The organism is Tissierella sp. P1, assembly GCF_002266425.1.
Taxonomy (GTDB): domain Bacteria; phylum Bacillota; class Clostridia; order Tissierellales; family Tissierellaceae; genus Tissierella; species Tissierella carlieri.
This window is the reverse complement of record NZ_NPMN01000018.1, coordinates 80,722-91,475: the sequence shown is the minus strand read 5'-3', so window position 1 is coordinate 91,475 and position 10,754 is coordinate 80,722. Positions and strand designations below refer to the sequence as shown.

Genomic DNA, 10,754 nt, shown 5'->3' with positions numbered 1-10,754 from the left:
GTCGGCTTTTTCACCTTTCAATATATAGATAGATTCTTGAAAGAAATTTTACTATGTCATTTAAAATATTTTTTATTTAATTAATTTAACTTGGATTACATAAAAAGAGAAGCTTACAAAAGCTCCCACTAGCAATCCTATAAACTACTTTTATGTCTTTCCTTACATATATCCTCCATTTGCCCAACTCCAAAATTTTCATTAAAAAAGAACCTACATTAAGTAAGTTCTCTACTAGAATTTAATAATCTGTTCTGTCATCATTTAGTAAATCTTCTAATTTACAGCCAAATAGCGACCATTAATATTCACTTTTGTACAATAACCTCAATTACTTTTTAGTTAATTGCCCATCTCATTCCTCTCTACTATATTCATAATATCATATATACAATATAGATGGGATCATAAAAGTATCATGAAAACTCATAAAAGATGCCCTTATCTATAAAGTTTTCTAAACTTCCCCTTCAAATGGTGAATATGGAGTCGACTAAATGTGAATTTATCTAATTCTTTTATATCACATTCAAAAAATAAAAAATTCTTAAAACTTAATTCTGAGCCTCATACTAATGACATTATTCAATTTTCCTCTGCAGCTCACTAGTAAATAAATTAATTTCATCTAAACAATAAATATTTATTTCACCTAATTTAATTAAATTAATATAATAGTATTAAGCGTTAGACATGCTAACAGCTTATCACCCATTTTCTCTTGGTAAAAACACATTCCAATATATAAAGAGACCTTTCTAGAGGGTCTCTTTACTGCTTATATAGAAACAAAGAAAGACTAGAGATTTCTCCCTAGCCTACTTTAGTAATTTTCCTAACTCTTTATCTCCATATACTTCCTTTCTATTGAACAAAGAAAAATTACTTTTTCTTTATACACATTCCTACAAGCATTCCACCCAACATTCCAAAGCATATACCATAAATAAGCGTATTGTACCCAAATATATTCATAAATGATGTACCTATTGCTACACCAAAACACATTCCTAAGCTCATTCCAATTGACATATAATCTTCTTCCGTGTTTTCTTCTTTTTTCTCGATATTTGTATTTTCAAAAGTATTTTGATTTTCTGTAGTATTTCTCTTCTTATTTTTCTTATTAACATTATTTAACATCAATACAATTGCAATTACAACAGCCACAAATGGTAAAATCGCGAAAATAAATTTAGTCATAATTTTTCTCTCCTAACAACATAGTTAATTCACAATATAATATAATCATAAGTTAATTATATCATATCTTTTAAATATCGCGCTATTCGATTTTTAAAGAACAAATTCCCTTAAATTAAAAAGACCCTAGATTATTCTAGAGCCTTACCATATCTATATAATATTACTATAAATCTTTCTAATGTGACGGGTTCTTTAGGATTAGTTCCATCAGTTAGACCTAATTTAATTGCCCATTCCATAGCATCTGTAGCCCATGGGCTATATACTTCTTTCTTTTCTTCCTTATGCCCAACACCAAAATATCTATATATCCCTTTAGCTAAAGCTCTGGCACATTTCATCTGATAATTTTCATCTAACATTAGTTTAGCTTCATCCATATTATCCATGAATTCACATTCTGCTAGTACGGATACCATATTGGTTTCTCTTAACACTTGGAAGTTAGCCGATTTTACTCCTCTATTTCTTAATCTAGTTTCTTTTATTAATTCATTCTGGACTAAATCTGCAAGTTGTTTACCTTTAGTTGAGTTTGGATAATGATAAGTTTCTGTACCTCCATGGCTTCCCCATGTTCCCTGATATGCGTTGAAATGTATAGATATATAAGCATCTGCCTTTGTATCATTAGCTTTCTTGGTACGTACATTTAAAGTAGTATCTTCCTGACAAACAGCACATCAAATCCATTATATTTTAATAATTGCCCTATTCTTTTAGCTGTTGGATGATTAAATTCCCATTCTTTTATTACTTTATTTGTTCTAGAAAATGAAGGAGTTCTTTTACCTGAAGTATTAAGTCCATGGCCATTATCTATTTGGAGATGTCAATGTTTTGTTGACACAAAGTTAAGAGGATTTTATGAATTTTGTTCCTCAAATTTGGAGGGAAAGAGGTATCCTAAGGAGGAATGTATTCTTTTCGTATTATAGTATTATTCAATATATTTAAATATTTCTTTTTGAGCTTGTTCAGGAGTTGCAAAATGAGCATCTTGAATAAGCTCTCTTTTTATTGTTTGGTAAAAGGATTCCATGGCTGCATTATCATAAGGATTTCCCTTTCTACTGTTGCTATGAGTAGCGCCGTATTTTACAAGAGTAGTACGAAAATTGCCGCTCGTATATTGAGAGCCTTGATCCGTATGAACTATTAGCCCGAATTTAGGCCGTTCTTTCCCATAAGCTTGAAGAAATGCTTCAATCACAAGGGTATCTTTCATTCTACTTCCCATCGACCATCCAACTACCTTTCGAGAAAACATATCAATAAATACTGCAAGATAGAGGGTTCCTTTTCTAGTTGGTACATATGTAATATCACCTACCCAGATTTTATTTTTGGTATCCGTAACGAACATTTGATTAAGTAGATTAGGCCTTTCTTCACCTCTATTTTTTTGATTATATTTTTTATAACTATATCTGGTTCCTTTAGGACATAGATTCATTTCATGCATTAATCTAGATATTTGCTTACGATTTACATGAATTCCACGTTGCTCTAGTACTTTTCCTATACGAATAGATCTGTATCTACCTTTATTTTCATCAAAAATCTCTTTGATTACTTCCTTTAATGCTTCATTTTCTAGATCGCGTTTGGATTGTTTATGATTTAAATATTTATAATATCCAGCTCTTGAAACTCCCAGTGTTCTGCAAGCCTTCTTGATGTTCAAGGAATCTTGATTATCTTTAATGTATTGAAATCTTACTTGTTCTTTCGCTTCAAGAAAGCCTGGTACTTTTTTAGCATATCCAATTCTTTTTCATGTAAATCTGTCATAGGGTCACCTTTTACATCTTTTCTTATTATCCTTTCTTGTGTTATTTCTTCATATTCATAACCTAATGCACGTTTCAATAAAGCATTTTCTACTTCTCTATCTATTATTTCTTTTCCCCTTTTTAAGGCCTCCGAAAACTCCGAATACTTCTTTTTCCATTCATATAATGTACTGGTGCTAATCCCCATATTCTTAGCTATTTGCTCATCTGTAAGTCCATCTCTTGCCCATCCTTCGATAACTATTAATTTATCTTTCCACCCTGATTCATATTTGCTAAGTCTTCCACTTTTTTCTTCATATCACCACCTGCCTTAATTTATTGCATAAGAAAAGACACCCTATCGGATGTCTTAGCCTAATTTACAAATGTTGTATTCTTAACTTTCCACTTTTCTAAAGATATTCCAACCCAAAAACCATAAATTCCTAAAGTAATAATCATTAATAATAGCCATTTAATCCATAATCCAAATAATCCAATTGCTGTACCATTGAACTTTAATCTTCTACCATCAATCACAGTATGATTGATTTTCCATCCGTATACCATACATAAAGCCCAAGGATAACAGATGCCTAAAGTAACGATTGTAATTAAAGTCCCTAACAAAGTCCATCCTATTAGTTGTAATAATCCTCCATCAAAATATGAGTTTCCTGAAGTACTTGCATTAATATTTACAGTAATATCCATTCTTTTCTCCCCTCCTTTCCCTATATATACTTCGACAATAAAAGAGAAAATTCTTCTATAACCGTTCGACATATTGTGACATTGTATGTTTATTTTATATGCGTAATCTACATGAAAAAAGAGCCTGGTGGCTCTAGCTCTTATTTAAATTTTTTAATTTATCTATTGACCTTCTATCCTTTTCTAGAATTTCACCTGCTATATCTCTAGATCTATCATCTAAATCCCCTCTTAAAACTTTTTCTGCCATATTGACCCCTTGGGTTTCCCCTTCAACAGCCTTTTTTACAATTTCCTCACTATCTGAACTTGAACCCAAATCCATATTGAGTTTAATATCTCCCATTTTCCCCTTCATACCAAGATTTTCGTCTGGCTGTCCCCCTATATCTTGTATATAACTTGCTAACTTATCAATATTTTCTCTGTGTTGTTTTTGGACCTCCTGAAAAACCTTTTTGATCCCTTCATCACCTAACCTAGATATAAAGTTATTAAAACTTTCTACTGCCATATATTCTCCTTGCAAGAGTTCGTTAAGTGATTTTATTGTTTCTAGATTCTTGTTCAATTTATATCCTCCTTAAAAAAATTTATCATTTGCTTTATCTTTCCACTAATTTACAAATTTATTCCTATTTCACCTGCTTCATCTTCCCTCTATCCCTCTTATAACTTCTTTCTTGCATACATTCTTTTATTGAATCATAGGCTCCAGTAACTATAATCTTTCTATGCTTGCCATGATAGGGACAAGTTATATATTTTGATTCCTTCTCATCATAATTTACTTCACTGGCAAGAAGAATGAAACTTCTATTCCAATTTAGATATTTATAAACTATATACTATCTTGAATCCATCTTCTCACCTCATTTAGTTATTATTTATGAGTATATTTATTTAGATTATAAAAAAATCTCACCGGCGAACTGGTGAGATTTAATGTAAATCCTTATTTAATTTTGACACATGATCTTGGAAAATCCTTGTATATCTTACATTTTTTCCACAATATCATTTTACTATAAAGAATTAGAATATGTAACGATGCGAAATCACTTTTATAATATTTCCTTTATGCTCTCTGGAAATAATATAATTTTTATTATATTTAATAATCTATTTCTATTTCTTCCGATAGTGGTCCTCCTTTTCTAGTATATCTGCTATCTCCCCATCTGTCTTTATTTCTTGCTTCAAATACTTTAATTCTACTATCTTAAAATATTTATCATCTCTTACTTTATCTAATGCATTATCTATTCTTGCTATGTCCCTTTCAGTTTCTGCTATATCAGCTTTATATTTTTCTATTAACTCTACATATCTATCTCCTGCACTCATATTGCCTGCAGTGCTAAAAAATACTATTGATTTTGACCTTTCTGGTAATCCATTTTCTCGTATATATTTAATGTCTTCTTCCTTCTGTTTTACTGCTAATTTCAATTTTTCATAATTATATAATACTATTTCTGTCTTTTTGTAAAAGCTCATATCAGATTTAATTAATCTTTGTCTTTTCAATAATTCCACGACTTCCTTAGTTGTTTTCTCTGATGTTTTCTTTATACAAACTTCTATTTCTCTTTTTAATTGTATCTCCTACTCTCCTTTCCTCCCTGCCTCAATCTGCTTCATAACTATATCTATATTAAGCTTAGTCTTATATATAAACTGCATATTCGATTCATATAAAGTTTCAGCTATATCTCTGTCTAACTTTAAATCTGCTATCTTTTCATTCCCCCAGCATAAATCAGATATTATTGTGACTGGCACACCTTCTGCTCTTAATCTTAACATCTCTTTTGCTAATTCTACTCTATAGTCTCTTTCTGCTATTGCCCTATTCTTTCCTCTTTCTCTTATAATTGTAATTGTTTTACTAAGTTCACTTCTATATTTATTTAATTCTATCTGTAGATCCTGCATATCCTCCCTCCCAAAAAAAGAAAAGCCCAAGGATTTTATTTTCCTGGCTTCTAGAGCCTCTATTTATTTATTTTGATGAATATAATACTTGTTATGCGACATAAAAAATACCGTAAAATTCCTCCTAAATAATACGATATCTTTACTAAATATTTAATTTTAATAATTATGACATTTAATATAAATAATGTTCATCTATTAAAATATGTTTTGATACTAAATAAAAATATATATTATATTCCTTCTAATTTATTATAGCTTTTAAATTCTCTAATTGTGACTTAGATAATCTACCAATATTATCTTCAACAAACCCTGGTATTAATGCCGTAGCTTCATCTCCGTCAATCCATATCTCAAGTGGATGTGTAAATATTCCTTCTTTATGATTTATTTGCAAGATTATATCAGCGTAAGTTTCTTCATTCCATTCCCCAGTTGAAAAAACTATTTCTTCAAATAAATTTTCAAATTCTGCTATTCTATCTTTGTCTTTTATTTCCTTAGTAAACTCAAATACATATTCACTAATCTGGTGTCCTACCACTAATATCTTATCGGGCATCATAACTTTATTGAAAACTCTTCGGATAGTTGGAAATAAAAATATTAAGATAATAATTGAGATTATTGCAATTTTCTTTTTGATAGAATCGCCTCCTTTTAAAAATTTGCTTATTACACATTAATATACTATTACGAATTACTTATGTGGATATTATAACATATATAATGAATCCACTTGGTATATTATAGTAAATATTTTTATTTTTTAATACCGTATTATTCAGTTTTCAATGTTCAAATTTCTGATTATTGCTTCACATAAATAACTTTATCTACTTAAAACATAATATAAAAATACCGTAAAACTCAATTCTGAATAATACGGTATCTCAATTAAATATTAAGTTTTAACTAACACAACGTTTAATATAAATTATACGTCTTACCAATATATAAATCATCATATTGATTAAACTTTATTTTTATTGTTATCCATTACTGCACCTATAACTATTCCCATAAGCATTCCAAATCCAGATGCAAGAGCCATAACCATTGGAAATAAATTATCTCCCATTAACCCAAACACAACTCCAATAACTGTTGCAAATAAACAGCCTCCTATTAATCCAACTCCAACTCCAAAACTTACATAATGATTATTATCGTTTTCTTGATTTTTATTATTATATGAATTATCTTTATTAGTATTGTTTCTCTTAGACATTTTTACTCAATTCCTCTTCCTTGATTTTTTACTGCACATAATCCTACTATTATGTATTACTAATATAGATATTGTAGCATATGCTTAATAGATATTGCAGCATATGTTTAATGGTAAATATTGTTACTTCCCAATACCGTATTATTCAATTTTCAAGGTTCAATGTTCTCATTTGAATTTATAATTATTACTTCACATAAATAGCCTTAGTTACTTAAAACATAATATAAAAATACCGTAAAATTCTTTTCTGAATAATACGGTATCTCAATTAAATATTTAGTTTTCTACAACATGACGTTTATTATAAATATTGTGCAAGAAACTTACTGTAGATTATGCTTATGCTGTATGCGACCATGACCTTGTCTGTTGCAGAAGTTTTGCATAGAGAAATTAATTCAATTAAGCCATAGCCACTCACCACAACTAAAGCGTCTCATCCAACTTCTGAATCTTTGAGTGGGAAATTAAATATACATTGCCTAAAATGTCGATTTTGTCTCCCTTTACGCGTACAGCACAATCTTTGTTCGACGCATAAACATTTATTTCTTCTGATAAGAGAGATAGTTCACCTTGAATCTGCTCAATGTTATTTTCAAGATCAAAATGAGACAGGACTGAAAAATTGTCAAGGCCGATACCATCGTAAATAGAGCTTATTTCACCTTTATAGCCAGTGTATTTCGAGCATAACCATTTAGCGGACATGTTTATCGCACCAGCGCTTGTTCCCATTACAACGGCTCTGCTTTTTTTAATCAAATCTGACAATTCATATTCAATCAAAATACCGTTCTGTTCAACGGTATTTCCACCCAACAAGAAAATGACTGAAGCATTTTGAATTAATTTTTGGGACTCTTCCTTCTGCACGCCATAATCAATTAAATGATATTCATCAAACATAATGTTGGCCTGGTCAAGCCACGAGCGTTCAGTGGCACCAACTTCCTCATCTTCATGAAGAAATGGATTCGCACTAATCATAATAAGCGATTTTCTATCAGTTATATCCTCATGCAACAACTTAACCAGCTTGTCAGGAAAAACATCGTTAAACCAACCGAAATAATAGTGAGTTTTCATAAGTACCTCCGTAGTAAAGTTTATATAATATAAATAATCTGTAGTTCGCCTTATTATACGACTACGACCTACTTATATGATATATTGTAGCATACATATCATATAACACCAATAAATTTATGGAAATATTTCAGTTTTTAATACCGTACTATTCAGTTTTCAAAGTTCAAGTTTCTAATTATTACTTCACATAAATAGCCTTAGTTACTTAAAACATAATATAAAAATACCGTAAAATTCTTTTTTGAATAATACAGTATCTCAATAAAATATTTAGTTTTAATAATTATGATGTTTAATATAAATGATATTCATTATTTTTATAATTCTCCGTAGTATTCAGCAAAATATAGAATACCTTTTTTAGTTACCTTGTAATTTCTTAATTGGCCTTTTGTTGTTTTCTCAAATGCTGGTTTTGTAAGGGTATAGCATTTAGCGTTTTGACTTTCAAGAATTTGTTTATCTATCCTATTGTGAAATTCATCATCTACTATTCCTGTGGTAAATGCAATAACAGGATAGCCGCTCATAAATAAATGAGTTCTCAATGCTAAGGTCGGTGTAATATGAAGTATAATATACAAAGCTATAATGCTACAAATTGTAGTTATAGTAAGAATCTTTTTCTTTTTCAAAGCTCCACCCCTTAATTTTAATAATATTTTTATGATATTATATAAAAATACTATTATGAATTACCTATGTGAATATTATAGCATATATAATGAATCTATTTGGCACGTCATGGTAAATATTTTTATTTTTCAATACCGTATTATTCAATTTTCAAGGTTCAATCTTCAATCTTTATTTCCATAGTTATTTAAAAGATAAGATAAAAATACCGCACAATTCACTTCTGAATAATACGGTATTTTATTTGGATATATTATTTTATAATCGTGGCGATTAATAAGAATATTATACAGTTATTATCATTTATTCTCTGTCATCAGTTCCCATCTCATACCAAATTTATCTATTAGAGATACAAAGCAACTGCTGTATGATGTTTCTCTTAATGGATGAAGAACCATACCTCCATCAATTAATATATTGTAAGCGTTCTTAACATCACTTGAGCAGTCAAAGGTAATAACAATAGAAATACTCTGACCTTTAGGAATTTCATCTGTATCATCAGAAAACATAAAACGTTGAGTTCCTATAACCATTTCTGCATGGTATACATAGTTTTTCTCTCTATCTGATAAGTCTTCGATACATATGTCTCTTGGATTTGCGTCCTTATAGTGCATAAGCATAATTAGGTTACCATTAAATGCTTTTTGGTATAACTTTAAAGCTTCTTCACAATTACCATTAAAATGATAATTTGGGGTAACAATCATCTACTATCCCTCCCTCTATTATCCCTAATACTACGGCATTTTTTATAATTATTTAATTTTATAATCATTAAATTTTGAAAAATATATATTTCAATTAATATAAACTAGTTACTCATTACGTTGTTCTTTTAGAATATCCAACTGAACCAATACTTGATGATAATTTGTAATATTGGCCAGGAGCATATATTAATGGATCAATGGAAATCAAATCAACTTTTCCATATGATATATCTTTTATTGTTTCATCTACTAATATATTTTTAACTTCCGCTATATATATGCATCCATCACCCTTATTAATAGTCTCAATAAGCTTACACTCATATATCCATGGAGATTCTTCTAATACAGGAATATCTAAAACTTTACCTTTTATATATTTTATACTAATATCCTCACACTTATCTCTGTCATAACCTGAAGTATTTCCAAAATAATCTGCCATGTACATCATTTCAGTTGTAACAAGGTTTGCTGAAAACATTCCATTTTTATCAACAAGTTCACGAGTAAGCTTTCTACCTCTCGATGCAAACATTAACATGGGGGGATTAACCGAGCAGAATGTTATCCATGTGATTAAAGAAAAATTAGGAATACCATCTTCTTTAAAAGTACCAATTAAATATGATGGTTGGGGGAAAAAACCTCTCTGTGGTGCTATTGAATACTTTTGCATAAAATTTCACTCCTTTCCAATAAAATTTTTATTATACAATTATATGCTAATCCAATTTATTCAACAAGAAAATTATACCATATCCTTTACATTGTTAAAATAAATTCTCGATCTAACAATACCGTATTATTTAGTTTTCAAGGTTCAAATTATCATATTAATTTTTAATAGCTATGTCGAACTAATAACCTTAGTTAGTTAAAATTCAACATAAAAACACCGTAAAATTCGTTTCTGAATAATACGGTATTTCAATGAAATGTTTAGTTTTAGCAATCATGACGTTTAATATAAATTATGCATCTTATCTCAAATTACCTTCTTTGTCAAATTTCCTCCGAAGTGCTATTTCTGCTGGTATTATTGTTAAAATCATAATGCCTAATTCTGTATAGAAAATCCAGGCAGGTATTTCTTTATAACTCTTTGTAAAGTTTAATGAGAAAATCAAAGCAAATACTAGCAAGATATTTCCACTCCAACGCCATACTCTTGCTTGATATAGATTTGCAAATTTCCATGTATTGTCATCCTTCATAGCTCTTATTGATCTATAGCCATATATCCAATTTATAATTTTAGGTGGATGCTTTTCCCATAGAACTCCAAATGCAATCATTAAAATCGGAATTGGAATAACCGAAATTAAGACTGGAATAAAAGATTTCATAACAATCCCTCCTAATTCAATATATTAATATTTATACCCTTTAGATACTTCAAATAGTAAGATTTTTACTAATACAGCTACGTAT

The 10,754-nt window shown here is 29.4% G+C and carries 14 protein-coding genes and 1 pseudogene; all 15 read right to left on the bottom strand.

Going from position 1 to position 10,754, the window contains the following annotated elements:
- Positions 1-882: 882 nt before the first annotated feature.
- The 15 genes and pseudogenes from CIW83_RS13800 to CIW83_RS13730 all read right to left on the bottom strand — a co-directional run bounded on the left by CIW83_RS13800 (position 883) and on the right by CIW83_RS13730 (position 10,669).
- Entirely contained in the window at positions 883-1,203 is a 321-nt protein-coding gene (locus tag CIW83_RS13800) for a hypothetical protein (RefSeq protein ID WP_094902128.1), read from the bottom strand.
- 131 nt (positions 1,204-1,334) lie between these two features.
- Positions 1,335-1,859 (bottom strand): annotated as a pseudogene (locus CIW83_RS22305) (N-acetylmuramoyl-L-alanine amidase); the annotation flags it as partial.
- Positions 1,860-2,146: 287 nt separating this feature from the next.
- On the bottom strand, positions 2,147-2,914 hold the full coding sequence (locus tag CIW83_RS13790; protein WP_235601344.1) for an IS3 family transposase: 768 nt from the start codon (positions 2,912-2,914) through the stop codon (positions 2,147-2,149).
- Between the two features lie 11 nt (positions 2,915-2,925).
- A complete protein-coding gene (locus CIW83_RS23805) occupies positions 2,926-3,240 on the bottom strand; it encodes a transposase (protein WP_255374427.1) in 315 nt (104 codons plus the stop codon).
- 119 nt (positions 3,241-3,359) lie between these two features.
- Entirely contained in the window at positions 3,360-3,698 is a 339-nt protein-coding gene (locus tag CIW83_RS13780) for a DUF898 family protein (protein WP_094902122.1), read from the bottom strand.
- Positions 3,699-3,831: 133 nt separating this feature from the next.
- The gene (locus tag CIW83_RS13775; protein ID WP_094902120.1) at positions 3,832-4,269 is read right to left on the bottom strand and encodes a DUF2383 domain-containing protein; all 438 of its coding nucleotides are present in this window, start codon (positions 4,267-4,269) and stop codon (positions 3,832-3,834) included.
- 557 nt (positions 4,270-4,826) lie between these two features.
- Positions 4,827-5,228, bottom strand: a complete 402-nt coding sequence (locus CIW83_RS13770; RefSeq protein WP_094902118.1) for a hypothetical protein — start codon at positions 5,226-5,228, stop codon at positions 4,827-4,829.
- Between the two features lie 78 nt (positions 5,229-5,306).
- A complete protein-coding gene (locus CIW83_RS13765) occupies positions 5,307-5,636 on the bottom strand; it encodes a hypothetical protein (protein ID WP_094902116.1) in 330 nt (109 codons plus the stop codon).
- Between the two features lie 244 nt (positions 5,637-5,880).
- Positions 5,881-6,204, bottom strand: a complete 324-nt coding sequence (locus tag CIW83_RS13760) for a hypothetical protein (protein ID WP_094902114.1) — start codon at positions 6,202-6,204, stop codon at positions 5,881-5,883.
- Between the two features lie 408 nt (positions 6,205-6,612).
- Positions 6,613-6,870, bottom strand: coding sequence for a hypothetical protein (locus CIW83_RS13755; protein WP_201259885.1), 258 nt, complete (start codon positions 6,868-6,870; stop codon positions 6,613-6,615).
- Between the two features lie 429 nt (positions 6,871-7,299).
- Positions 7,300-7,962, bottom strand: coding sequence for a Type 1 glutamine amidotransferase-like domain-containing protein (locus CIW83_RS13750; RefSeq protein WP_094902112.1), 663 nt, complete (start codon positions 7,960-7,962; stop codon positions 7,300-7,302).
- A 320-nt stretch (positions 7,963-8,282) separates the two neighbouring features.
- A complete protein-coding gene (locus CIW83_RS13745) occupies positions 8,283-8,600 on the bottom strand; it encodes a hypothetical protein (protein ID WP_094902110.1) in 318 nt (105 codons plus the stop codon).
- Between the two features lie 300 nt (positions 8,601-8,900).
- The gene (locus CIW83_RS13740; RefSeq protein WP_094902108.1) at positions 8,901-9,317 is read right to left on the bottom strand and encodes a VOC family protein; all 417 of its coding nucleotides are present in this window, start codon (positions 9,315-9,317) and stop codon (positions 8,901-8,903) included.
- A gap of 115 nt (positions 9,318-9,432) precedes the next feature.
- On the bottom strand, positions 9,433-9,999 hold the full coding sequence (locus CIW83_RS13735) for a flavin reductase family protein (protein ID WP_094902106.1): 567 nt from the start codon (positions 9,997-9,999) through the stop codon (positions 9,433-9,435).
- A 304-nt stretch (positions 10,000-10,303) separates the two neighbouring features.
- Positions 10,304-10,669, bottom strand: a complete 366-nt coding sequence (locus CIW83_RS13730; RefSeq protein ID WP_094902104.1) for an SdpI family protein — start codon at positions 10,667-10,669, stop codon at positions 10,304-10,306.
- Positions 10,670-10,754: the final 85 nt, after the last annotated feature.

Coding starts and splice junctions, on each gene's coding strand:
- CIW83_RS13800 (WP_094902128.1), bottom strand. CDS start 1,203: ATGACTAAATTTATTTTCGCGATTTTACCATTTGTGGCTGTTGTAATT.
- CIW83_RS13780 (WP_094902122.1), bottom strand. CDS start 3,698: ATGGATATTACTGTAAATATTAATGCAAGTACTTCAGGAAACTCATAT.
- CIW83_RS13765 (WP_094902116.1), bottom strand. CDS start 5,636: ATGCAGGATCTACAGATAGAATTAAATAAATATAGAAGTGAACTTAGT.
- CIW83_RS13760 (WP_094902114.1), bottom strand. CDS start 6,204: ATGATGCCCGATAAGATATTAGTGGTAGGACACCAGATTAGTGAATAT.
- CIW83_RS13755 (WP_201259885.1), bottom strand. CDS start 6,870: ATGTCTAAGAGAAACAATACTAATAAAGATAATTCATATAATAATAAA.
- CIW83_RS13750 (WP_094902112.1), bottom strand. CDS start 7,962: ATGAAAACTCACTATTATTTCGGTTGGTTTAACGATGTTTTTCCTGAC.
- CIW83_RS13740 (WP_094902108.1), bottom strand. CDS start 9,317: ATGATTGTTACCCCAAATTATCATTTTAATGGTAATTGTGAAGAAGCT.
- CIW83_RS13735 (WP_094902106.1), bottom strand. CDS start 9,999: ATGCAAAAGTATTCAATAGCACCACAGAGAGGTTTTTTCCCCCAACCA.
- CIW83_RS13730 (WP_094902104.1), bottom strand. CDS start 10,669: ATGAAATCTTTTATTCCAGTCTTAATTTCGGTTATTCCAATTCCGATT.